This is a genomic window from Corynebacterium sp. HMSC05D03, assembly GCF_001807205.1.
GTDB lineage: Bacteria > Actinomycetota > Actinomycetes > Mycobacteriales > Mycobacteriaceae > Corynebacterium > Corynebacterium aurimucosum.
In genome coordinates, this window is sequence record NZ_KV788157.1 from 61281 (window position 1) to 85367 (window position 24087).

The 24087-nt window shown below is 64.4% G+C and carries 19 protein-coding genes; 7 read left to right on the top strand and 12 right to left on the bottom strand.

Annotated features, from left to right (window positions below):
* Positions 1-22: 22 nt before the first annotated feature.
* The 6 genes from HMPREF3147_RS00465 to trmB all read right to left on the bottom strand — a co-directional run bounded on the left by HMPREF3147_RS00465 (position 23) and on the right by trmB (position 6381).
* Complete coding sequence (locus tag HMPREF3147_RS00465) at positions 23-1036, bottom strand: HNH endonuclease signature motif containing protein (RefSeq protein ID WP_070443302.1); 1014 nt, start codon at positions 1034-1036, stop codon at positions 23-25.
* Between the two features lie 195 nt (positions 1037-1231).
* Positions 1232-1579, bottom strand: coding sequence for a DUF3054 domain-containing protein (locus HMPREF3147_RS00470; protein WP_070443304.1), 348 nt, complete (start codon positions 1577-1579; stop codon positions 1232-1234).
* Complete coding sequence (locus tag HMPREF3147_RS00475) at positions 1580-2590, bottom strand: lysylphosphatidylglycerol synthase transmembrane domain-containing protein (protein ID WP_070443306.1); 1011 nt, start codon at positions 2588-2590, stop codon at positions 1580-1582.
* Positions 2587-4989, bottom strand: a complete 2403-nt coding sequence (locus HMPREF3147_RS00480; RefSeq protein ID WP_070443309.1) for an MMPL family transporter — start codon at positions 4987-4989, stop codon at positions 2587-2589. Before HMPREF3147_RS00480 ends, HMPREF3147_RS00475 begins: the two co-directional genes overlap by 4 nt.
* A gap of 7 nt (positions 4990-4996) precedes the next feature.
* Positions 4997-5608 (bottom strand): NYN domain-containing protein, encoded by a 612-nt coding sequence (locus HMPREF3147_RS00485; protein WP_070443311.1) that lies wholly within the window; start codon positions 5606-5608, stop codon positions 4997-4999.
* Positions 5608-6381: a tRNA (guanosine(46)-N7)-methyltransferase TrmB gene (gene trmB, locus HMPREF3147_RS00490; protein ID WP_070443313.1), complete on the bottom strand. Its 774-nt coding sequence runs from the start codon at positions 6379-6381 to the stop codon at positions 5608-5610. The genes HMPREF3147_RS00485 and trmB overlap by 1 nt, the downstream gene beginning before the upstream one ends.
* Positions 6382-6739: 358 nt before the next feature.
* Between trmB and HMPREF3147_RS00495 the strand changes: the two genes are divergently transcribed.
* Complete coding sequence (locus HMPREF3147_RS00495; RefSeq protein WP_070443315.1) at positions 6740-8560, top strand: phosphoenolpyruvate carboxykinase (GTP); 1821 nt, start codon at positions 6740-6742, stop codon at positions 8558-8560.
* 57 nt (positions 8561-8617) lie between these two features.
* On the opposite strand, the gene HMPREF3147_RS00500 is transcribed toward HMPREF3147_RS00495, so the two are convergent.
* Positions 8618-9373, bottom strand: coding sequence for a class I SAM-dependent methyltransferase (locus HMPREF3147_RS00500; protein WP_070443317.1), 756 nt, complete (start codon positions 9371-9373; stop codon positions 8618-8620).
* Between the two features lie 24 nt (positions 9374-9397).
* Between HMPREF3147_RS00500 and HMPREF3147_RS00505 the strand changes: the two genes are divergently transcribed.
* A complete protein-coding gene (locus HMPREF3147_RS00505) occupies positions 9398-10480 on the top strand; it encodes a glycosyltransferase family 4 protein (protein ID WP_070443319.1) in 1083 nt (360 codons plus the stop codon).
* Here the strand turns inward: HMPREF3147_RS00505 and HMPREF3147_RS00510 are convergent.
* Together HMPREF3147_RS00510 and HMPREF3147_RS00515 are read right to left on the bottom strand one after the other, a co-directional pair.
* Positions 10404-11891, bottom strand: coding sequence for an MmpA family trehalose lipid delivery protein (locus HMPREF3147_RS00510; protein ID WP_246815667.1), 1488 nt, complete (start codon positions 11889-11891; stop codon positions 10404-10406). The genes HMPREF3147_RS00505 and HMPREF3147_RS00510 overlap by 77 nt on opposite strands.
* Positions 11892-11897: 6 nt before the next feature.
* On the bottom strand, positions 11898-12872 hold the full coding sequence (locus HMPREF3147_RS00515) for a PorA family protein (RefSeq protein ID WP_070443322.1): 975 nt from the start codon (positions 12870-12872) through the stop codon (positions 11898-11900).
* Between the two features lie 53 nt (positions 12873-12925).
* On the opposite strand from HMPREF3147_RS00515, the gene HMPREF3147_RS00520 reads away from it, so the two are divergent.
* Positions 12926-14098 (top strand): acyltransferase family protein, encoded by a 1173-nt coding sequence (locus HMPREF3147_RS00520; RefSeq protein ID WP_070443324.1) that lies wholly within the window; start codon positions 12926-12928, stop codon positions 14096-14098.
* Positions 14099-14257: 159 nt separating this feature from the next.
* Here HMPREF3147_RS00520 and HMPREF3147_RS00525 read toward each other — a convergent pair whose 3' ends face one another.
* Genes HMPREF3147_RS00525 through HMPREF3147_RS00535 form a run of 3 tightly spaced genes read right to left on the bottom strand, consistent with a single transcriptional unit; the run spans position 14258 to position 18309 of the window.
* On the bottom strand, positions 14258-17575 hold the full coding sequence (locus HMPREF3147_RS00525) for an alpha-(1->3)-arabinofuranosyltransferase domain-containing protein (RefSeq protein WP_070443326.1): 3318 nt from the start codon (positions 17573-17575) through the stop codon (positions 14258-14260).
* A 1-nt stretch (position 17576) separates the two neighbouring features.
* Positions 17577-17774 (bottom strand): DUF2613 domain-containing protein, encoded by a 198-nt coding sequence (locus HMPREF3147_RS00530; protein ID WP_010188604.1) that lies wholly within the window; start codon positions 17772-17774, stop codon positions 17577-17579.
* A gap of 31 nt (positions 17775-17805) precedes the next feature.
* Positions 17806-18309 (bottom strand): universal stress protein, encoded by a 504-nt coding sequence (locus HMPREF3147_RS00535; protein WP_046647573.1) that lies wholly within the window; start codon positions 18307-18309, stop codon positions 17806-17808.
* 58 nt (positions 18310-18367) lie between these two features.
* Between HMPREF3147_RS00535 and HMPREF3147_RS00540 the strand changes: the two genes are divergently transcribed.
* From HMPREF3147_RS00540 to HMPREF3147_RS13090, 4 genes are all read left to right on the top strand, one after another.
* Positions 18368-19459, top strand: a complete 1092-nt coding sequence (locus HMPREF3147_RS00540; RefSeq protein WP_070443328.1) for a glycoside hydrolase family 3 N-terminal domain-containing protein — start codon at positions 18368-18370, stop codon at positions 19457-19459.
* Between the two features lie 34 nt (positions 19460-19493).
* Positions 19494-21185, top strand: coding sequence for a VanW family protein (locus tag HMPREF3147_RS00545; RefSeq protein ID WP_070443330.1), 1692 nt, complete (start codon positions 19494-19496; stop codon positions 21183-21185).
* 3 nt (positions 21186-21188) lie between these two features.
* Positions 21189-22970: an ABC transporter ATP-binding protein gene (locus tag HMPREF3147_RS00550; protein ID WP_070443332.1), complete on the top strand. Its 1782-nt coding sequence runs from the start codon at positions 21189-21191 to the stop codon at positions 22968-22970.
* 578 nt (positions 22971-23548) lie between these two features.
* Positions 23549-23902, top strand: coding sequence for a type IIL restriction-modification enzyme MmeI (locus HMPREF3147_RS13090; protein ID WP_016423158.1), 354 nt, complete (start codon positions 23549-23551; stop codon positions 23900-23902).
* The last annotated feature ends 185 nt before the right edge of the window (positions 23903-24087 follow it).

A 24087-nucleotide genomic window follows, 5' to 3' on the forward strand; every position in this document is an offset into this window, starting at 1 on the left:
CCCCTCCTTGTGGAGGGGCTTTTTAATCCCAGACCGGGCTGGGGATGGGGATTGGTGGAGCGCCGTCGGGAGGCAGCCATGCCATGCGGCCCTCAACTCGGTCGATGCGCCCGCGATATGTGGGTCGGGCGGGGTCATCGTCATTGATGGCGTTGTGATATTTACATAGCGGCACGAGGTTGTCGAGGTTGGTCGGTCCGCCATCCTGCCAGCGCCTTATATGGTGCATCTGGCACTCCGCGGCTGGTCGTGTGCAGCCGAGCCAGGCGCACGTCGGATGCTCTGCACCGAGCAAAAGCCGCTGTTTATCGTTGGCAAAACGGCTCCCGTAATACAGATTCACCGGCCCCTCGACCGGGTGGAAGAGCGAGACAAAGCCCCGAGCGGCAAACTGCGTGCGGAGAAATTCAGCGCCGGTCATGGTGCCGCCGTCAGTTGCTTGCAGAATAATATCGTCGCCCTCACCGCGCACAATCTTGTCCAGCTGTTCTAGTCGCACAATCACGTGCGCATGCAAGGCTGGCTTTGGTGCGCCGCCGCCGGAAAAGACTTCGTGGACGGCCTTCAGCAGGTCGTCGGAGGTGGCCTTAAGCGTGCCCACCAGATTGGCAATCGCGCGCGGACGGTCCGTGATGATGAGTTTGTGCATGCCTCCCGCACCACGCCGCACGCGGACGCCGGGGCTAGGCTCGGGTTTAAGTTCCGAGAGTCTTAGCTTCGCCACGCGCGCAATCTCGCCCTCGGGGGTCGAGCACAATTCCACTCGCAGATCCCAAGCTTGGCGTGAGTTTTTGACGCGTGCCACATGACGCTCAATCTGCAGCAGCGTATCCAGCGCATGGTCCGTCTCCCGCGCACGGCGCTGCTTGGCAGTGAAAGCAGTCTGGCCAAAATAAACGCGGTGAAGGCCTTCGAGCTGCCGCGCCATGCGTGGTGTCGCCCCCAGCGCGAGCATCTCCTCGCGCGTGTGGCCTGCGCACAAGGACACGACGTGCATGCCGCGAGCGAGTGCCCCGAGTAAGTCCCCCAACTTCATGGCTCACACCCTAAACCGGTCTGAAGTGCCCCGCAACCGGAGCGCTAAACTCCCAGCTCAAACACCCGAACGTAAGGGGTGAATGTACCATTTCGACTGGGAGTTAGTTGTGACGCGTTGGACTCCGGCGGAAGTTAAGGATGAAAGCAGGCCCCCGGCGTCGTGTAGGACGAATTGGCAGTTCAAGCACAAACCTTAGGCGCGGGAGCGGGACGCAAAAGCCGCGATGGCTCGCCAGCCAAAGAAGAACAGCGCGGACATCACGGTGGCCACGATGAGGAAGGACCAGTGCGGCAGGCGCCCGTTGACCAGCATCCACAAAGCCATGCCGCCGATGACGGCGCTCAGCCACACGACGGCGCCCTCCTTCCACAAGCCGCTCAGCTTCGTGGCCATGATGATGACCCAGCCGACGAGCGCGCCCACGGTCCACGGCCAGAAGGCATCAACCCAGGAGCTAAAACTCAGGCCACCATGCGCCAGGCGGGCGAGGATGGCGAAGAGTACGAGAGCGAGGACGTCGATAAGCGGGGCAACGCGCATTTAGGATTCCTTCCGGTTCAACGCCGCGTAAGAAAAGCCATCGCGGGCGTAGTGGGCGAAGTAGATGACCCATCCAATGATAGTGATGAGCGCAAAGGAAATAAGCCGGTAGATGATGGCCGCAGAGGTGGCGTGCACCACGGTCAGGCCTGTCGCCACCAGAGGGGTGATGAGCGCGGCCTCCACCGTGCCCACACCACCCGGGGTGACCTGCGCGGACCCAGCCAGCTTCGCAGCCAGGAAGGCCAGGGCCACACCGGCTAGTGTGGTGTCGTCAGCACCGGCGCGCAGCCACGGGATCTCCCCGGTTACCGCCCACACGGAAGCCCATAGCGCGGCCATATCGGCCAGGCGGTGAACCAGCGACGCCCCGGCAACTACAACAAAGGGGCCGCGCGAAAGGTGGACCTCGCCCAGGTTGCGGACTTCTTGGATCGCGCGGTCCCGCTTCGGGCCGGGCCGCAGCTTGCGCAGCCAGCGCTCAAGGGTCACCGGGTGCGAGGTCAGCCAGAAGATGCCGCCGAGTGCCGCGAGCATGAGGGCGATGGTCGTGATCAGCGAACCCAAAGCCATATCTGCGTTGAGGAAAAACACCCCGCCCAGGCCAATGAGCGCGAGGAACATCGAGCTAATGATCGAGGACAAAAACAGGAAGTAGCTGCACAGCGCCACCGACGCGCCCCAGCGGCGCTGCACCTGGAAGGTGAGCAAAGCCGAAAAGGCAGGGCCCGCAGGCAGAGTCGTGGACCAGGCATTGGAGGCCAGCGTGATGGCGTAGGTCTCGCGCAGCGGCACCTCAACGCCGCCGGCACCGATGAGCCGCTTCATTACCTCCGCCATACCCGCGATGGACAGCAGCGCGAAGAACACCACCAGCACGACGGGGAAAGGTTCGGCGTGGCGCAGGCGGCGCAATCCCTCGGAGATGAAGTCCAGCTGGTCGCGGAAGAACCACGCCAGCGCGGCCAGAATCAGCAGGGAGATTATCCAGGTCAGCCAGTTCTTCTTCATCGACCATCCGTGGAATTGAGGCGCTTGACCAGCTCAGAGAAGGGGATGAGCTCCTCGTCAGTATCGGCACTGCGGTTCCCGCGTACGGCGGCTTCGTTCGCGGCGCTTGCCGACGCCCCCTCCACCTCGACCTGTTCAGCCGGAGTCACGGGGGAGTAGTGCGGTTCTGCCTGCTCGGTGGACCCAGTCGAAGAACGCGGATCGTCCCGCTCGCTAGTAACGGCGGGGGACGGCGCAGCCTGTTCAGTCGGTGCGGCCTCTTCGTTGTTCAGTACTGGGGCGGTGGGCGCCGGCTTGGCAGCCGGGGAGTTCTCGCCGCCGAGGCGATGGGTCAGGCGCGTGAGGAAGCGCGGGGCCCACCAGTTGTCCTCGCGCAGCAGGTGCATGACGGCGGGGACGAGGAGCATGCGGACGATGGTGGCGTCGATAAGCAATGCGAAAATCATGCCGAAGGCGATGTATTTCATCATCACGATGTCGGAGAAGCCAAAGGCTCCCGCGACCACAATCATGATGAGCGCGGCCGCCGTGATGATGCCGCCGGTGTGCGCGGTACCCGCCGCGATGGCCTCGTCCGTGGAAGCGCCCCGGCGGCGGGCTTCTACCATGCGCGAGACTAGGAAGACCTCGTAGTCCGTGGACAGGCCAAAGACGATGGCGATGATGAGCACCAGAATCGGGCTCATCAGCGGGCCGGCGGTGAAGTTGAGCAGGCCGGAGCCGAGGCCATCGACGAACATGAGCGTCAAGATGCCCAGCGTGGCACCCAGCGAGAGCAGCGTCATGATGATGGCCTTCAGCGGCAGGATGAAGGAGCCGAAGACCAGCGCCATGAGGAGGAAGGTGGCCAGCACCACGTAGAGGGCCATCCAAGGGAGGGTCTCAAAGAGCGCGTCGAGGGACTCGACCTCCATGGCCGGAGTGCCGCCGACATACAGCTCCACGCCCTCCGGCGCCTCGATGTTTTCGAGCTCGTGGACGATGCATGCGTAGTCCTCGCGGTCTTGGATGCCGGTGCCGAGGACGGTGGTGCCGTCGACGGTCGCGGTCTTCGGGCCCATCGGCTCGGTAAGGCCCTGGATGGAGCGGGCTTGCATGACGACGTCGACAAGCTGCTCATTGGTCGCGTTCTTCACCACGAGCTTGACCGGCTCGGTGCGGAAGGAGGGAAATTGCTCGTTGAACTGGTCCTGCGCTACGCGCGCGTCCTGGTTGGGTGGCAGGTAGGTCTCATTGATGCCGCCGAATTTCACGCCCAGCACCGGCAAGGTCAGCGCGATGAGCAGCGCGCAGATGGCGGTGGTCATCACACCCGCGCGGCCCATGGCCCAGCGCGGCATCCGGTACCACCACGTGTCCTCGATGCGGCGCCCGCGCCGCGAGGTCTTGCGCACGGTCCACTTATCGATGTTGGGGCCCAGCATGCCAAATAGCGATGGCAGCACCGTCACCGACAGCAGAGCGGCCAGGCCGACGGCGGAGATGGAGCCGTAGGCCACGGATTTGAGGAAGGCCTGCGGGAAGAGGAAAAGCCCGGAGAGGGATACGGCCACCATGGCGGCGGAGAAGACCACGGTTTGGCCGGCAGTAGCGGTGGTGATCGCCACGGCCTCCTTGGTATCGCGTCCCTTGTCCAGCTCCTCACGGAAGCGGGAGACCATGAACAGGCCATAGTCGATGGCCAGGCCCAGTCCCAGCAGTGTGACGACGGCCTGCGCGAACACGTTGACCTGCTGGAAGCCAGCCAGGATGGAAAGAATGCCTAGTGAGCCCAGGATGGACAGCCCGCCCACGACGAGCGGCATGAACGCCGCCACGACGGAGCCGAAGACCACGAGGAGCAGCAGGCCGACGAGCGGCAGGGCGGCCTTCTCCGCGCGGGAGATGTCCTTGGCCATGCCCTCATCCAGCGCGTCGGCCACGGCGGTGGCACCCGCGACCTGCACGGGCAGCCCACTGGAGTGCAGAGAATCCTCAATGGTGCGGAAGTCCTTGAGGGTCTGCTCGCCGTCACCTTTGAGCCCGATGGCGGCGAAGGCCGTGGAGTGGTCCTGCGTGATGAGGTTCGGGTTGCGCTTATCGAAGTAGCTGGTAACGGAGTCAATCTGTTCCGGATGCTGAGCCTTGAGGTCATCCAGAAAGGCCTTGGCCTCGGTGGCGTGGGTTTCGGGGTCGTCGAAAAGCAGGATGACGTCGCCGGAATTATCGCGGCCGAAGGTCTCCAGCTCGATCTGTGCCGCGCTTGTCGACGCCGCCCCCGGGTCCTCCCAGCCCTCCTGACTCATGCGCTCCTCGAGGCGGGTGCCGAAGCCGAAGAAGAGGCCAAGGATGAGACCCACGATGATGAGCGGGATGACCTTGCGGTGGGCATAGGAAAAACGGCCCCAGGAATAAAACATGCGGCTCCTAACTGTGCTCGGGCGCGCGTTCCGGAAGCAGCGCGGACAGCGGGCGGAAAGGCTGCAGCCAGGCGCCGCCTGGAGGCAGGTTGTCCAGGTTAACGCGGGGCAGCGGTTCGCGGAAGACGCCGTCGATGTCTTCGAGGTCGACGAATTCGATGTCGGGGTGGGTCAGCGCCCAGGAGGCGTGCTCGTGGAAGCCGAGCACACAGGTGGGCAGACCGGAAGCAGAGAGCTGCTCCAGCAGGTGCTGGAAGTTCTGGCCGTCAGCAGAGGCCACGATGACACCGGAGAGGTTCTCGCGGTTGGCCTTGATGTACTCGACCATGTCGGGGTCGACATCATCGTCCTCGTGGAGCTTTGGCTTGGCAAAGACGGCGAAGCCGACGTTGCGGATAGCCTCGACCCAGGGGCGGATGACGTCGGCGCCGCCGGGAGTGACGTTGGTGAAGACCGCGGCCTCGGGGGTGGCGTCGTTGTCAAAGGCCAGCTCCACCAGCCAGCGGCCGATGGCATCAAAACGCGGGCGGTAGGCGGCGGTGGGGCGCCCGCCGAGGATGGCGCCAAGCCCCATGTCCATGTTGGGCGCATCCCACACCAGAAGGTAGGTGCCGGCCATTACTTCTTCTCCCAGAGATACTCGGTGATGACGTGTTCCTTATCCAGGCCCTTGCCCTCAAACTTGGTGATGACCTGGCGGTCCGTCAGGATGGGGCATTCCGGCCAGGGCCAGCCCTTGTAATCGAGGGAGGGCTCGACCTCTACGAGCTCGTCGATCCACTCGGCGTAGCCGGCGTGGTCGGTGGCCACGTGGAGCACGCCGCCGGGTTTCAGGCGGGAGGCGAAGAGGTTGAGGGTGCCGGATTGGATGATGCGGCGCTTGTGGTGGCGGGCCTTGGGCCACGGGTCCGGGAAGAAGATACGGATGCCGTCGAGGGATTCGGGCGCAAACATGCGCATGAGAACTTCGATGCCATCGCCGCGGACCATGCGGATGTTCTCAATATCGTTGCGGACAATGGAGCCCAGCAGCTTGGCTAGGCCTGGCTTGTAAAGCTCGACGGCAACAATGTTGGTGTCCTTTTCCAACGGGGCCATCGCAGCAGTGGAGGTTCCGGTGCCGGAGCCGATTTCCACGATGGTCTTGGCGCCCTCGCGGTTGAACCAGGCGGGGATGTCGAGGGGTTCGTCGGCAAGCAGGCGTCCCAACTGAGGCCAGTGCTCCTCGAAGAGGGCGTTCTGGTTGTCGGTGAGGGTGCCGCGACGGAAGGTCACGTTGCCGAGGCGTGGGTAGTCCAAATCATTGTTGAACTCGGCGTTGAAATCCGTCTGGAGGCCGCGGCCATGAGGCATCTGCGCGGCGGGATTCTGGGAGGAGTCTGCACTATTCATCAGTTGACATTGTTCCCTTAAGCAGGGGTGAGGGGCAACGTGCCGCGCCGTGGAGGGTGGAGGGGCGCCTCGGTGGAGGACACACAGGACGCCGTGGGGGTAGCAGGACGGGCGTACGGGATAGGCGAACCAAAGAATCTACACCCCCGTACGGGGGCATAATCCTCCGTGGGGTGCCATATTTCACACTCGACTGTCCTCGGCATAGTCGGCGTGAACTGGGTGGATATAACCAGGGTGGCCTGCATTACACGTTGTGTTATCACCAGTATCCGTACTCTGGTTGGTGAAACGTCGATAGGGCAAACCTTCGGCGATATTGAGCACCCTGGCCATACCGACCACAGGAGAATGTGAGATGACCGCAACTATTAAAGGCCTTGTAGGTGAACTGCCCACGAAGAACGAGAAGCTTATTTCGTGGATCAGTGAGAACGTCGAGCTCTTCCAGCCGGAAGAGGTCGTCTTCGTAGATGGCTCCCAGGAGGAGGCTGACCGCCTCGCCGCCGAGCTAGTGGAAAAGGGCACCCTGATTAAGCTCAACGAGGAGAAGCGCCCGAACTCTTACCTGGCTCGCTCGAACCCGTCGGATGTCGCCCGCGTGGAGTCCCGCACCTTCATCTGCACCGAGACTGAGGAGGATGCAGGCCCGACCAATAACTGGGCCCCGCCGGCAGCCATGAAGGAAGAGATGACCGAGGCCTTCCGCGGTTCCATGAAGGGCCGCACCATGTACGTGGTGCCTTTCTGCATGGGCCCCATCAGCGACCCGGACCCCAAACTCGGCGTGCAGCTCACCGACTCGGCTTATGTCGTGCTCTCCATGCGCATTATGACCCGCATGGGCCAGCAGGCTCTGGACAAGATTGGTGAGAACGGCGATTTTGTCCACGCCCTGCACTCCGTTGGTGCTCCGCTGGAGCCGGGCCAGGAGGATGTTGCGTGGCCGTGCAATGACAAGAAGTACATCACGCAGTTCCCGGCAACCAAGGAGATTTGGTCCTACGGTTCCGGCTACGGCGGAAACGCCATCCTGGCCAAGAAGTGCTACGCGCTGCGTATCGCTTCCGTCATGGCGAAGGAAGAAGGCTGGATGGCAGAGCACATGCTCATCCTGAAGCTCACCAACCCGGAGGGCAAGAAGTACCACATCGCGGCCGCCTTCCCGTCCGCCTGCGGTAAGACCAACCTGGCCATGATCACCCCGACCATCCCGGGCTGGAAGGCTGAGGTTGTGGGCGATGACATCGCCTGGATGAGGCTGCGCGAGGATGGCCTGTACGCCGTCAACCCGGAGAACGGTTTCTTCGGTGTGGCACCGGGCACCAACTACGACTCCAACCCGATTGCTATGAAGACGATGGAGCCGGGCAACACCCTGTTCACCAACGTCGCGCTGACCGACGACGGCGATGTCTGGTGGGAGGAAATGGGCGAGGCCCCGGAGCACCTCATCGATTGGCACGGCAACGATTGGACCCCGGCTTCCACCACCAAGGCGGCGCACCCGAACTCCCGCTACTGCGTGCCGATCACGCAGTGCCCGTCTGCCGCTCCGGAGTTTGATGACTGGAAGGGCGTCAAGATTGATGCCATCCTTTTCGGCGGCCGCCGCGCAGATACCGTTCCGCTGGTGACCCAGGCCTTCGACTGGAACCACGGCACCATGATCGGCGCCCTGCTCTCCTCTGGCCAGACCGCTGCCGCTGAGGGCAAGGTCGGCGCCCTGCGCCACGACCCGATGGCCATGCTGCCCTTCATGGGCTACAACGCCGGTGACTACCTGCAGCACTGGATCGATATGGGTGAAAAGGGCGGCGACCGCATGCCGGCCATCTTCCTGGTGAACTGGTTCCGCCGCGGTGAGGACCGCCGCTTCCTGTGGCCGGGCTTCGGCGAGAACTCCCGCGTTCTCAAGTGGATTGTGGACCGCATCGAGGGCAACGTCGACGCTGTCGAAACCGTCGTGGGCCACACCGCTCGCCCGGAGGATATCGACCTCACCGGCCTGGACTTCGACATCGAGGACGTCCGCGAGGCACTTGCCGTGAACCCGGCCGATTGGGCTGGCGACATGGAAGACAACAAGGAGTACCTGACCTTCCTGGGCTCCCGCGTTCCGTCTGAGGTGTGGGACCAGTTCTCCGCGCTCAAGCAGCGTGTTGAGTCTGCCAGCTAGTCTTCGCATCTAAAGAATGCTCCCCTGCGGGGGAGCATTCGGCGTTTTACGGGGGGATTAAGCGCGTAGGACGAGGACCAGGTTGGAGGTGAGGAACTCGCGAAGCACCGGCACCTTGGTCACCCACCAGGCCCAGGCAGGGTGGTAGCGCGGAAAGGCTGCGAGGAGCTGCGAGCCTTGCGACGTCACGCCCCGCGCCCAGTCCAGACCTTCGCGTGCGGAAAGCGCGAAGAGCGAGGTGCCGAAGACGTTCTTCGGCGGGTGGCCGTGGCGGCGGATATAGCGGTCGCGGGCGAACTCGCCGCCCACGTAGTGCTCCCACAGGCCGGTCTCGTGCCCGCCGAAAGGTCCCAGCCACACCGTGTAGCTCAAGATCACCAGACCGCCGGGCTTGGTCACGCGCAGCATCTCCTCGCCCATATCCCACGGGTTCGGGATGTGCTCGGCCACGTTGGAGGAATACGTGATGTCGAAAGTGTTATCCGCAAAAGGCAGGCACGTGCCATCGCCGCGCACTGCTTGGGCCACTGAGATGCCGGCGGCGGCCATTTCACCCACGTCCGGCTCCAGCCCCACATAACTGGCACCGCGCTGGGCAAAGGCGGAAGCGAAATAGCCGGGCCCGCCCCCGACGTCGAGCACGCGCGCGCCGGTGAGGGACAAAGAATGATCGCGGGAGAGGGCGTCGACAAGCGCGGCGGTGTCCTCAGCCAGACCGCCATAAAAGATCGCGGGTGCTGTCTGCTCGAAGCGGAAGGAGCGCAGCAGCCGCCAGGAGCGGCGCAGGGTGGCCAAGGCGCGGGTGCGTTTCATAACCCACTAGGCTAAAGCATCGTCATGAAAATCCTTCTTTTATGTTGGCGCGATTCCACCCACCCGCAGGGGGGCGGTTCCGAGCGCTACCTTGAGCGCGTCGGCGAGTACCTCGCTGCCCAAGGCCACGAGGTGGTCTTCCGTACTGCGCGCCACATGAACGCCGCCAAGCGCGAGCGCCGCAACGGCGTGCTCTATTCGCGTGCCGGGGCCAAGTTCAGCGTGTACCCGCGCGCGTTGGTGGCGATGTTGTTCGGGCGCCGCGGTTTCGATGTCGTGGTGGATACCCACAACGGCATCCCGTTCTTTGCGCACCTGGCCACCCGGGCGCCCGTGGTGATCCTGACGCACCACTGCCACCGCGAGCAGTGGCCGGTGGCCGGGCCCGTCCTGGCGCGGCTGGGCTGGTTCCTGGAATCTCGCGTGGTCCCCACGCTGTACCGCGAGAACACGTGGGTGACGGTCTCGGAAGCCTCGAAGCGCGATTTAGAGAAGCTGGGGATTCACGGTGCGCGCATCATTGAAAACGGCGTGGACCCCCTGCCGCAGCACGTGCCCACCCTGGAGCCCGAGGCCGATATCCACCTGGTGACGCTGTCGCGCCTGGTGCCGCACAAGCAGATTGAGCACGCCATGGACACCGTGGCGCGGATTCCGGGGGCGATTCTCGACGTCATCGGTTCCGGCTGGTGGGAATCCCAGCTGCGCGAGTACGCCCGGGCCCACGGGGTGGAAGACCGCGTGCGCTTCCGCGGTCAGGTCACTGAGGACTATAAACATGCGCTCCTCGCGCGCGCCGACGTGCACCTTATGCCCTCCCGCAAAGAAGGCTGGGGTTTGGCAGTCATGGAGGCGGCCCAACATGGGGTTCCCACGGTAGGTTATGCCTTCGGCCTGCAAGACAGCGTTATCGCCGGTGAGACTGGTGTGCTGGTGCAGCGCGAGGAGGAGTTCGCGCAGGCGGTGCGCACGCTTGTCGACGACCCCTCCCTCCGCCACCGTTTAGGCAACGCGGCGCGCGAGTTGGCGGCTACTTTTTCGTGGGAGAAAACCGGCGCGCGCTTCGAAGAGTTGCTAGAAGCGGAAGTGCGCACCAAGCGGCGCTAAGAACCCACGGGGCGGGTGTCGGTTGGGCGTTCGTGGTGACAACGATGCGGCCATCCTCGACGACTGCGCCCACGCCGAACTCTTCTAGCCGGTTGAGGTCGCGGTTGGTCCAGGCTTCGGCGGCCGCGAGGTAGCGCGGCGATGGCTCATCCACTGTCACACCGTCGACGGTGAGCTCGCCGGAGTCGAGCTTGTTCGCGGCCTTGGAGTAGGGGTCGAGGGCGATGCCGCCGTCGACTACGACCATGGCGGGGCGGTCGGCGAAGAAGGTCAGGCGGCCATCGAGCTCTTCGATGAGCTGGTGGTCGATGCCCGTCTCACGCGGCTTCAATACGGCGAGCTCCCGCGGGGCATCGGGGGCTTGGAGCAGGCAGGCACACAGGGCGAGCGCTGCCGGAAGCTGGCGCAGAGACGCGATGCCCGCCACGGCCAGCGGCAGGGCGAGCAAGGTGAGCTTGGAGGAATCGCGCAGCAGGCCCGCGCCGGGCATGCGCTCGATGGCGAACGCGGTAAGCCCGGGTGCCAGCGCGCCGAGGATAGCCAGGCCCATCCCAACCACCGCCAGGGCCGCTAGCGGGCGCAGCTCGCGCCGGGACAGGCGGGCAGCGCCCAAGACGGCGAGGGCGGCAACAGCAAGCCCCGCCACGGCGAAGCCATGTTCGCGGGACGTCGGCACCGCGGCGGCGTTCCAGATGCCACCGAAACCGAGCAGTGAGCCGACCGTGCCCACGTAGGCCTCTGCGCGCGGGGCAAAGGCCGCGGCCTGGGCGGCGGGGTCGCCGTGGACCATGGACACGCCGGCCGCGAGGCTTGGAACCAGCCACGGCAACCACAACAAGACTGAGCCGACCGCGAAGAGCCAACGCCTTTCGCGCTCACAGACAACCGCGATGAGGCCCCCGAAGAGCCCGCCGGTGGGCGTCAAGGACGCGGCCCACAGCGCCAGCCACGCGACGCGCGGGTGGCAGTTTAAGCACCCCCACGCGATCACGGGCGCCAGCCAGGCCGCGACCGCCAGTGACCACTGGCCCTGCAAGAGGCGCTCGATGACGAAAGGATTGGCCACCGCGCACGCCATCGCCGCAGCTGCTGCCCACAGGCTGAATTGTGGGCGCTGGCACGCCCATAGACCCGCCACCCACGCCGAAGCACTCGCCGCGCCGAGGATAAAAACCCTGGCCAGCCACGCCCCGCCGACCATCGCCAGCACCCCGTCCTGCGGAGCATTGCGTGCGGGCAGATCGCCGGCGCCGAAGGCAGAGGCGGTGAACGCTGGGTGCTCAAGCAACACCATGTCGCGCCACAGGAACTCGCCGGGCAGCGCAAAGGGCCAGCACACGGCGATCACGAGTACTAAACCCCATGCGCAGAGGGCGGCGCGCATCGCAAGGGAGGCCCGGGACGTAGTCACGGGCGCCTACGCGCTTTGCGCCGAATGACGGCGCATGAACATCGCAGCCGCCACTGCCAACAACACCACGCCGATGGCCTTGCCCAACCACCCCACGAGGCTCAAGATCTTGACCGTGTCGATGACCCCGCGAACCGAGTCGAGGCGTTCGGTGCGGGTGGAGTCGGACCAGGAGAGGGGGACGTCGAGAAGCGCGCGTTCTTGTGTGTCATCGGCGTCGACCATGGCCTGGGCCTGGCGCGCGTCGGTGGCCCAGAAGATGCGCGGGTGTTCCTCCTCGTTGACGATGGTGCCGGTCGTGGGCTCGACCCACACGGTGCGGCTCACCGCGTAGAAAGGCTCGAGGATGATGTGCGAATTCGGCTTGAGGTTGTAGCGCTCTAAGGATCCCGGCGAGTAGAAATCGCCCGCCGGGCCGGAGCGGCGAGCATCGAGGCCGAAGACCTCCGTGAGCAAGACCGGCGCGACATCCTGGTGGAAGACGTAGGTGGGGATGCCGTCGAGCTTCTCATCGCGCAGAAAATCGATGGGCTCCGTGTCCTGGGTGAGGGGATCGAAGAAAGGGTAGGAGCGCTGCTCCGCCCCGGAGGGGAAGAAGTAGCTTATACCATCGCGCTCAACCCGGTCCTCCATCTGCGCGTCGAAGGCAGAAAGCTCGATGTGCTGTGTCGTGTTCGGCCCCGCCAGCGGGTAGGTGGACTCGCGGTTGAGCAGGGATTCCTCGGTGATGTGCGCGAAGGTCTCGCCATCTACGGTGAGTTCTGTGGTGGATTGCGCGCGGGCCACCGAATCCTTCTCCGCAGGGGCGGTAGTGGTGTGGCGGGTGAACTCAACCCCATCCTGCTCCGCGCGGACCGTGATGTCGAGGCCCCTGGGCAGCGGGCGGGACTGGTTGTTGTACAGCGGCGGAAGGATGGACCCGAGTATGAGGAACACCGCGGCGGCAATCGTCACCTGCGCTAGGCGGGAGCGAAGGAACACGTCAGCTCCGATCGGTCGAGGGATTCACTGCAGAAATAGTATCGTAGTGGGCCATGCGCTTTCTCCCTGAGCTCGAAGGCGTGCGTGCGCTGGCAGCGCTGGCGGTCGTGATCACGCACGTGTCCTTCCAGACGGCCACCGGCTGGGCTTGGGCTGAGCGCTTGGATTACGGGGTAGCGGTCTTCTTCGTGCTCAGCGGATTCTTGCTGTGGCGCCGGCGGCATGCGCACACGGCGGGGCAGTATCTTCTTTCCCGCGTGGCGCGTTTGGCACCGCTGTATGTCGTGTGCGTGGTGGCGGTACTCGCCTTGCTTCCCGACGCCTCCCCCCTAACCCTCCCGCAAGTCATCACTAATGTGACGGGCACGCAGCTCTATATTGCTGACGGCCTGGTTCCCGGGTTAACGCAATTGTGGTCGCTGTGCGTGGAGTTCGCCTTCTACGCGGTGTTGCCGTTGTTGGCGTGGGGGTTGGATAGGTTTTCTGCGCGTTTAAGGGTTGTGCTTCTTGCGGTTGCTGGCGTACTGAGTTTGTTCTGGGGCTTCCTGCCATTCGTAGCCGGTTATGAATCCGGGGATGTCAATACTCAGATTTGGCCGCCGGCGTATTTCTCGTGGTTCGCGGTGGGGATGCTGGCCGCAGAGGCCGAGGCCGCGCAGGTACGCCTGCGCGCCGGGCGGATTGTGCGTCCGGTCTGCTGGGTGGTGGCCGCGGGCTGCGTGTGGCTGGCGAGCCGCGAGTGGTTCGGCCCGCAGGGGCTGGTGCATCCTGAGCCTGGCGAGTTTGCGCGCCGCATCGCGGTGGGTGCTGTGTGCGGGGCCTGCATCGTGGTGCCGGTAGCGCTGTCGCCGCGGGAAAGCTGGCTGGCCTCCGAGTGGATGCGGGCGCTGGGCCGCTGGTCTTATGGGGTGTTCATGTGGCATGTGGCGGTGCTGGCCATTGCCTTCCCGCTGTTGGGTGTGTCTGCCTTCTCGGGTGCTGCCGGGGATTTCGCGGTGGTGCTGGCTTTTACGGTGGTGGTCAGCTGTGTGCTGTCTGCCGCGACCTACGTGCTTGTCGAGGTCCCCGGCCGCGACCTCATCCGCTCCTTCGCCTTTACTCGCGGCCGCATCGCCGTTCCGCGTTCCCTGCCGCGCCGCGCCGCCGATTCTGCGAGCGCTTCCGGTTCCGGATCCCTTGCCAACGCCGCTGGTTTTACTGGTTCTGCTGGCTCGGCGGGGCCGTAGATGGCACTTCACTCATGGCATTTTCCAGAAGGCATTAGTCAAACGGTTTACTTGACCCCAAACAAACCTTTTACACCGCCGCAGATGGTTTCCTTGCCCCCAAAGACACCTTTTGACTAGTACCTTTTGAGGGAAACCATCTGGGGTGGGGCCGGGTACTTAGGACGTGCGGCGGGATGGGAAGCAGGCACACGTGATGGCTGCGACGCAGAGCAGCTGCACCAGAAGCGAGTCGCCGGCGTAGCCGTCCGTGGGCCAGGGTGCGCGGGCGAGCATCGCGCCCGCGGCCAGGGTCAGCGCGCCCGCCAAGTAGTCGGAGCGCAACGTGGTCCAGCGGGTGATGGCCCACGCCGCGGCAGCGGCGGCCACACCGGGCAGACCCGCGACGAGCGCCATCGTTGCCGCGATGAGTAGTGCCAGAAGGACACGTGCCGAGAAAGACGAGTGGGCAACACGGGCGGGCGAGGGCGTTTGGAAAGCCGCGGAGGATGCCGGGAGGGCGGCATCGGCGACTGGGCCGGCTGCGGCTGAATCGTGTGTTGCGTAAGCAGCAGGCGAGGCAGCGGAGGTGGCGGGGGAAGCGGATTGAGGGCGGGGGCCGCGGGCCATGACGAGCAGGCACAGCGCGGTGGTCAGCGCGGCGAGCGCGCCGCCGAGGCCCAAGCCGACGCGATAGGCGCGGTCGGCAGCAAAAGACATGTGGAAGGTGCCACTGGCACCGGCGGGGACGAGGAAGGCCTGCGTGTCCGCATCGATGGAACGCGGTTCGAGGGCCAGCGGTTCCGGGCTAGTGGCCGGTGCTGAATCTTGTGCTGAGTCTTTTGCTGAACCTGGTGTCGAGACCGCGGCTGTGTTGGGGGAGCGCAGCTCGCCGCGCAAGCCCTCGTTGAAAGCACGCCCGGTGATGAGAAGGCGGTCGTGGTCGGCAGGCTCGATGGGCTCGCCGGAGGCGAGCGGAGTATAGCCGGAGTTGGATGGGTCGGCTGCGACGGCTTCCTGGTTAGAAGAAGCGGCTGAGTCCGCAGAAGATGCGTGAGAGGAGGCGGGGAGGGGATCGGGCAGGGAAGACGCGGTATCGGTCAACGCTGCCCAGTCGCCGGTGGTGCGCAGGCGGTGCTGCCCGGCGGACAGGTTGAGGGTGGTGTTGGGGGCGTGGGGGGAGCCGTCGATAAGCACTGTCTTCTCGCCGGAGACCCGCACCGTCATATCGCGCGGGACGGTGAAAGAGCGGATGAGGATGTGTTCGTTGTCCTGCTGGAAGAGGAACTGTTCGGCATCCGGCGAGTTATCGGGCACGGTGACGATGCGCCGCGGGGTGGGCTGGTCCACGATGGAGGCCTCGGCAATCCCGGTGCGGCGCTGTGGCTCGATGCGGATGGTGGAGGCCTGCGCGCCGGGCACACGAATATCGCGGGCGCGGTAGGCCTCCATGGTGACCATGACCTTGGAATCGCCGTTGTGGATGGTCACCTCAGTCGTGCCGGTGGTCATCAACCGCAGCGTCGGCGAGGACCACGGAGACGTAGAATGCAGCTCCAACCAGCCAGAATCACCAGGCGCTGGCCACCAGGCGGTGGAGTTTTCGTCGTCGACGGCCGCCGTGAGAGAGCGCGCCGGGTTCGCGCCGCCGAAGGCGGAGGCATCTGCGGCAGACGATGACGCGGTGACGCGGCCATCGTGTTCCACCACTTGGGTCAGCGGGCCGGCAGAGGGGTAGTCGCGCAGGCGATTGTGCACCGTCGATGGGTCATCAGGGGCCAGGGGCGCGGACACTGGGCCGGAAAGCGTGCCGTAGTTGCGGTCACGCAAGGTGGGCGTATCGGTGACGATATCGGCGTTGGCGGAGACGAGTTCGTGGGGGCCGGAGAGGAGCGCGAGCGATTCCCCACCGCCCGCCACACGCGGCGGATCCGCAGGTGTCACGTTCATGGAGAGGTCGCGGTCGAAGACAACGACATCGACCTCCCCGAAGGTGTGGACCTCGCCTGGAATATGGGCCGAAGAACCAGAAATCAGGTCGTGGCGTACCGCGACGGCCCCGATGCCCAGGCGCTGCAACACGAAGGGCGCCGTGGCAGGGTTGCGTTCGATTTGCGCCATCGCACCGTCCAGGCCACGGATAGCCTCGGGCGGGATGAGGGGAACGGCGTCACGGACGGCCCAGGGGACGTCGAGAAGCGGCTGCGCCGGCTCATCGCGCGTCCAGCCCCAGTCCTGCCGTGCAAAGGAGGCCGGTGGGTAGATGAGCACGCGCGTATCCAGCGAGTTCAAGAAATCGGCGGCTTCGTGCCAATAGGCCGGCACCTCCTCGTACGCCCCCTTCGGCAGCAGCCGGCCCGCCCAGGCGGGGGCGGTCGCGCCTACCACCACGAGGCACACCAGAAGGCCCGCTGCTTCACGACGCCCCGGGGACAACGTCCGCGGCAACCTCACCCGGGCGGCAATCGCGGCCACGCCGAGTACCAGCGGGATGCGCACCAGCGGGTCGAATTTATGCACATTGCGCAGCGCGGCCAGTGGGCCGTCGAGCGCGTCGAGGTACCACGCGGCATGCGTGCCGAGCACGGCCACGCCCACCAACAGCATGAAGGCCCACTCGCGCGGCAGCCGGGCCAGGCCTATGAGGCCCAAGGCGGCAACGGCCACGGTGACAAGCACGAAGACCGGCTCGGTGGCCAGCTCGTTGCCGGCGACGCGCTCGGTATCCACAAACGGTGCCCAACTGGTGGTTCCGCGCAGGATTTCCGCCAGGTTGAGCCAGCGCGTGGTCACCCCGGCGGACTCGATGAATTCCGTAAAAGGCGGGGCATAGCGGCCCAGGATGAGCAGTGGGGTAATCCACCACGCGGACACCGCAGCGCATCCGGCCAACCACACCAGGCCGGTCTTGCCCGCGCGCCGCCACAGCAGAATCAAGCCCGCTGGCAGGCAGGCAGCCAGCGTGGCTGTGGCGTTGACCGCGCCCATGCACGCCACCGCCACTACTGAGGGCGCGGCATCCCGCCAGTCCACCCGGCCCGGCCGTAGGAAAGGCAGCAGCACCCAGGGGGCGAGCATGACCGGCCAGGTCTCCGAGGAAATCGCGCCCAGCGTGGTCAGCGTGCGCGGGGAGAGCGCATAGAGCACTCCGCCTGCCAGCGCGGCAAAGCTAGGGGCAGCGGGAAGCACCGTGCGGACCAAGCGGAAGAAGCCCAGAAAGCCCACCGCCAGGACCAGGAACCACCAGGCACGTTGCGCTATCCAGTCCGGAAGTGGGTCCGCCAGCAGGAAAAACAAGCCCTGGGGGAAGAGGTAGCCATAGGCCTGGTTTTGCAGCTGGCCCAGCGTGAAGGTGTCGGTATAAGCATGCAATGCGCTGGCCAGGAAACGCGCCGGGTTGACCACCAGATCGTGCTTGGTATCAGCAGCAGTCAACCCCCACGGCTGCAGAAGAACCACGAGGGCTAAAAAGAAAAGCCCCCCGATGCGTGCGCGCACGCTACTCGCGGGAGCCGTACTCCGGCCCGCCCATCACGGCGTCGGAGGCCTTGACAGAATTATCGTTTGGAACGGCATCTGCCTGCGAGAACTGCGCGATGCCCAGGATGGTCACGACCCCCAGCGCTACGCCAACGACCGCGCTGCCCAGGGCCGGGCCCAGGGTGCGCTTGTTGAGGGAATCGCTGTCGAATGCCATGGCGCCAGATTCTAGCAGCTAAAAGCTGCCTTTAGGAGTCGCTTTCTTCCGCGTCGTCCTCATCATCGTTCTCCGGTGGCACGATGAACACCGGCAGACCCGCATTGCGCACGATGTACTCTGCGGTGGAGTTGTTCCACAGGGAGCGGAAGCCAGTGAGCGCGCGGGTGCCGGTGACGATGACGTCGATGTCGAGTTCTTGGGCGGCGTCGACAATCGCGCTCTGAATCGTCGTCACGGATTCCACCAGGTGGGCATGGCCCCGCAGCCCCAAGGTCTCCGCCTTGGCGATTCCCTGGCGGCAGATGGCGAGGGCCTCCTCGTAGGCCGGATCATCTTCCACGCTCTCCGGCGAGACCGTGGACTGGTGCAGCCCGGTGCGGCTGACGGCGCGGGCGGCCTGGCGTGCGGACGGCTCCCACGCGGTGAGGATTTCGACGTCGGTGGGGCGCAGAAGCCGCGCGGCGTACTCGAGGGCGCGGTCGGCGCGGTCGGAGCCGTCATAGGCAATGAGCATGGTCTCTCCATTATTCATGTGGCCATCCTAACAACCAGATGTTGCCCGCGCGGGTGCTTCAGGCACACTGGTGGGCATGAGAAAAGCAATGCCCGCCCTCCTGTTGAGTGCTAGCTGTGCGCTGAGCGCGTGTAGCGAGGAATCCGTGCTTTCCGACGCCCCGCCGAGCGAAACCAGCGCCGCGGCCTCGAGCGCCGCGTCGGGCGATGTGGCGCCGACTAGTGCCGCGTCGGGAGACGCGGCACCACCGGATGTCGCGCCGGAAGACGTCCGCGTCCGCGCCGCCGCCAAGCTCATGCCCCCGGCGCTGAACTACGAGGATGCCCGGGCGAAGCTCGAAGCCGGCGTGGGCGGGCTCTTTATCCCGAGCTGGGCAGATCCTGAGCTACTCAGCGATGGCCCGCGAGGAGTAAACGCTTTGCGCGAGGAGATGGGCCGTGACTTTGAAGTTTCCATCGATTTCGAGGGTGGGCGCGTGCAGCGTTTCTCCGAAATCTTGGGCGACTACCCCTCCCCGCAGGCCATGGCGGAGGGGCATAGCCCAGAAGAGGTCGAGGCCTTGGCCACAGAAATCGGGCACAGCCTGCGCGCACACGGCGTGACGGTGGACTTTGCACCAGTGCTCGACGTGGATGGGGGAGACCTCGAGGTCGTCGGTGATCGCGCCTTCTCCACCGATCCGGAGGCCGCCGGCGAGTATGGCGCGGCCTTCGCCCGCGGGCTGCAGGCCGCCGGTGTGAAGGCCGTGTTCAAGCACTTTCCTGGCCACGGGCGCGCCTCCGGGGACACGCACCTGGGTGAGGCCGTGACCCCGCCACTGGAAGAACTGTACGGACACGAGTTCGTGTCCTTTCATACCGCCCTCCCACAAGCTCCGGAAGCAGCGCTCATGATGGGCCACCTCGTGGTGCCTGGGTTAGGGGACGAACCCGCCTCCCTTAACCCGCGGGCTTACCAGCTGGTCCGCGAGGAACTGGGTTTCGAGGGCACGATTTACACCGATGACCTGGGTGGAATGGCCTCCATCTCGGAGAATTTCAGCGTGCCGGAGGCCGTCGCTGCGGCGCTGGCAGCGGGCGCCGATATGCCGCTGTGGTCCACCGATGAGGACATCAACGCGGTCATCGACGCGGCCGCCGAAGTCGTGGCCCAGCAGGAGGGTAACTAGTAAAAACTAGCTGGCAGACGTTAATCTCGTACACGTGAAAAAGGCAATCGGACATAGGCAGCAGCGACGTAAGGGGCTTCATGTCACCCTTGGCGTGCTCGTCGGCCTGATACTCATCGCCGGCATCGCCTATGCGTGGGATGTGATGGCCAACCAGCACAAGGTTCCGCGCGCGACGTCGGTTGGCGGCGTGGACATCTCCCGCATGGAGCGCACTGCTGCGGTGGAGAAGCTGGAGCAGGAACTCGGGGACATCGCGGCCCAGCCCGTGGATATCCGCGCCGGGGAGAAAAGCTCGCAGCTTATCCCCCAAGATTCCGGCCTGAGCCTGAACTATCAGAAGGCCGTCGATGGCATTCCCGACGCCTCCCTGAACCCCTTCTCGCGCTTGTACAGCTTCATCAAGCCCACCCAGGAAATCCCTGTCGCCGTCGACGTTGATGAAACGCAGCTCTCCGGAGAGCTCGAGCGCGTTGGCAACGATCTGAAGGTCGAACCGGAGGACGGAAACCTGGAGCTTATCGACGGCTCCCTCAAAGAGACCAAACCCAAGCTCGGCCAGGCGGTGGAAGAGGGAGAGTTGCACGAGGGCGTCGTTAAGCACTGGCTCGACCCCGAGGGCGTAGACGTCGAGCCGATGGTGGTGGAGCCACAGATTAATGATGCGGCGATTGAGGCCATGCGCACCGGGGATGCCGCCCGCGCGCTGGATAACCCACTCACCCTGAAAGGCGAGAACAACACCGCCGGTACGCTGCGCAAGCCGGAGATCTCCCAGTTCGTCTCCATCGCCGCGGAGGATGGCGAGCTGCGCCTCAAGGTGGATAAGGACCGCGCGCGCGAGCTCTTCCAGGAGCGCATGCAAGGCTCCGAGGTGCCTGGTACTAACGCCAAGATTTCCTTCAGCGGCAATGACAAGCAGATCACGCCCTCGGTAGATGGCTCCATCATCGACTGGGAGAAGACGCTCGATGGTTTTGAAGACCGTGTGAGCAGCGAGGATGACCGCGAATGGGACGCCGATTACAAGCCGGACCCGGCGGACTTCACCACGGAGATGGCGGAGAAGGCCACCTTCGATGAGACCGTGTCCGAGTTCTCCACCGGTGGTTTCTCCGGGGCCTCCGGCACCAATATCCGCCTGGTGGCCCAGCAGGTCAACGGTGCCGTGGTTAACCCGGGTGAGACCTTCTCCCTCAACGGCTACACCGGCCCGCGCGGTACCGCGCAGGGCTACGTGGAATCCGGCATCATTATCGACGGCCACGCGGGCAAGGCCGTGGGCGGCGGCATCTCTCAGTTCGCCACCACCTTGTACAACGCCGCGTACTTCGCCGGCATGGAGGACGTCGCGCACACCCCGCACTCCTACTACATCTCGCGCTACCCGGCTGGCCGCGAGGCCACCGTCTATGAAGGCGCGATTGACTTGCAGTTCAAGAACACCTCGAACCACCCGGTGCGTATTGAGACCGACTTTGGCAGTGAGATCACCGTGCGCTTCAAGGGCGTGAAGACGGTTGAGGTGGAGTCCATCAACAACGGGCGCTGGGCCAAGACCGAGCCGCAGCGCAAGTCTGTGAGTGAGGATTGTTCGCCCTCCTCCGGTGCGCCGGGCTTTACCACCTCCGATACCCGCGTGATCAAGGACCTGTCCGGCAAGGAAATCTCCCGGGAGACCACCACCACGGTCTATGACCCGCAGCCCATCGTTACCTGCGGTTAAGCCATGACCCGGCCGATGCACACCGCGGTGAAGGACCCGGCGGACGTCGATCAGCTGGCCCAGCACCCAGTGAAATTTGGCCGCGTCGCCGGCCTGTTTGCCCCGCACCGCGGCACGCTGCTGCTGGTGGTCGCGCTCATCGTGGCGACTTCGGGGCTGACGGTGGTGCAGCCTTTCCTCGTGCGCCGCACCGTGGACGAGGCGATTCCTGAGCACGACACCACGCTGCTGTTGTGGCTCGTCGGCGGCATGCTGGCCATTACCGTGGTCTCCCAGGCCATTGGCGTTATCCAGTCCTTCCTGTCGGCGCGGGTGGGGCACACCATCATGCACGAGCTGCGCACGCAGGTCTTTGCCAACCTGCAGCGCCAATCGCTGCAGTTCTTTACCAATAACCGGGGCGGTGAGATTCAGTCGCGCCTGACCAATGACATCGCAGCGATGCGCGGCATGGTCACCACCACGGCGACGTCCGTGGCCAGCAACCTCACCATGACGGTGGCCACGCTGGTGGCGATGGTGGCGCTTTCGCCCACCCTCTCGCTGTTGTCCCTGGTGGTGCTGCCTCCCGCCGTGTGGCTCACCCGCCGCGCCGCCGTTCTGCGCCGCAGCCTCATGGAGAAAAACAGCCGCGCGCAGGCGACGTTGCAGCAGACCATTTCGGAGAATCTGTCCGTGTCCGGCATGCGTCTGGCGGCCACGTTGGGAGCGCAGGAACGCGTCTATGATGGGTTTGAGAAGACCTCCCGCTCCCTCATCCGCTTAGAGTTGGAGTCACAGCTGGCCGGGCGCTGGCGCATGGCGCTCACCCAAATCATTTTCGGGGTCATGCCGGCGCTGATTTACCTGGTTGCCGGCCTGCGCCCGGGGATTACGATTGGCACGCTCATCGCCTTTTCTACCCTGCAGACCCAGATATTCCGCCCCATTACTGGCCTGCTCAACGTGGGCGCGCAGTGGGTGGCGTCCATGGCGCTGTTTAGTCGCATCTTTGAGTACCTGGACCTGGAACCCAAACTGAAGGAAGCCACTGAGCCCGCCCAGCTTGCCGACGCCTCCCTCACCCTTAGCCACGTCTCCTACCGCTACCCCGGCACCGACACCGACGCGCTTTCCGACGTCTCCCTTTCCATCCCGGCCCACACCACCACGGCCCTGGTGGGGCATACCGGCTCCGGTAAATCCACGGTGGCCTCCCTTCTAGCGCGCTTGGCGGATCCGACCGAAGGCACCGTGCTCTTAGGCGGAGTCAACCTGCGTGACATTCCTGCCGAGCAACGCTCGGCGGTCATCGGCGTGGTCTCCCAGGAGACCTACCTGATTCACGGCACGGTGCGGGAGAACCTCCTCTTCGCGCAGCCGGATGCGAGGGAGGAAGAGATGTGGGCGGCCTTGCATGCCGCCCGCGTGGATGAGGTCATCGCCGCGCTTCCCGAGGGACTCGATACTCTCGTAGGCTCGCGTGGTTACCGCTTCTCCGGCGGTGAACAGCAGCGCCTCTCGCTCGCGCGCACGCTGCTGCGCCGGCCACAAGTGCTCATTCTGGATGAGGCTACCTCGGCCCTCGATAACGAAACCGAGCGCGCCATCCAGGAAGCAGTCCTTGGAGCGGACGCCACCCGCCTGGTCATTGCGCACCGCCTGTCCACCATCCGCGATGCGGAGCAGATCGTCGTCCTCGACGCCGGCCGCGTGGCCGAGCGCGGCACCCACAACGAGCTCCTCGCTCGTGGTGGTGCCTACGCGGCGCTGCTTCGCGCAGCATCCGAGGCTGACGCTTCGTAGAGAGCTGATCCAGAGAATCTTAACGCTATTAACTTTCAGTCATGTGGCTTGTTGAAAGCTGAGGATCTGAATGGTTTTGGAATACCCCTGGGCCTTCTTGGTGATACTTCCTTTTGTCGGGCTGCTGAAGGTTCTGGATTATCTGCTGATATTGGCAGTATTAATGGTTGTTTTACTGTCGCTGGAAGGTACTCTCCAAAAGCCATTCTTCTGTGTGATGGTTGCTTGCTATGTGACGGAGTGTCGTCGATAAATAACTATTCGATGCGCAAAGTACAACGAAATACCGCTAGAAACAGACAACATATGGGGGTGCACAGAAACACATATAGGTTCTGCGGAAAACCTATAGGGTGCGTCGCTAAAAACCGCTGTGCGCGAAAAACATAAAGGGTTTACGGACCCGGTCCCAGACCCCTCAATACTCTGAGCCGGAAGAATGGAAAGTGGAAGGTTGATGTATCCCCACTATTTATTTTTTCCGTTTTTCGGAGTACATCGGGAGCTACAACTGCGGACCAGCTCTGTGTGAACTAGATGAGAAGGCGCAGCAGCGAATCATCGACGCTGGACAGTTGGTGCTGCGGGCACGCGAGCGGCACCCCCAGCGGTCACTCGCGGAGCACTACAACCCGTTATCGATGGACCCAATTCTGCTCAAGGCCCACAACAACTTGGACCGGGAAGTCGATAAGGCTTTCGATGTGGCACGCAAACTCACCAACGAGCGCCAGCGCCAGGAGCTACTGTTCGCCAGCTACGGGGAGTTGGCGAGGGGCTATGTCTCCTCGCTTTCATCAAAATCGAAACCACCAGCAGGGTCGTTCCCCGTGCGGGTGATTTTGATCGGTCCCGCTGCTGGGTGTAGAACCCTGTCGCTGGCAACGCCGGGAACTATGACTGTGCCCGACGAGAACACGTCACTGCCATAACGCGGCTCACGGTAGACGAACATGGGTCGTTCACTACTACTGGTGGATTTCGGTTTTGGTGGTGGGGGGATTACCGCCGCCGGCCTCGATTTTTCCGTTGAGGAGGGCGTTGACTACTTCCCGATTGTGAAATGGGCCGATGGCGCGGTGAAGAGGAACCAGTCACCTGGAAGAGATCGATCCAG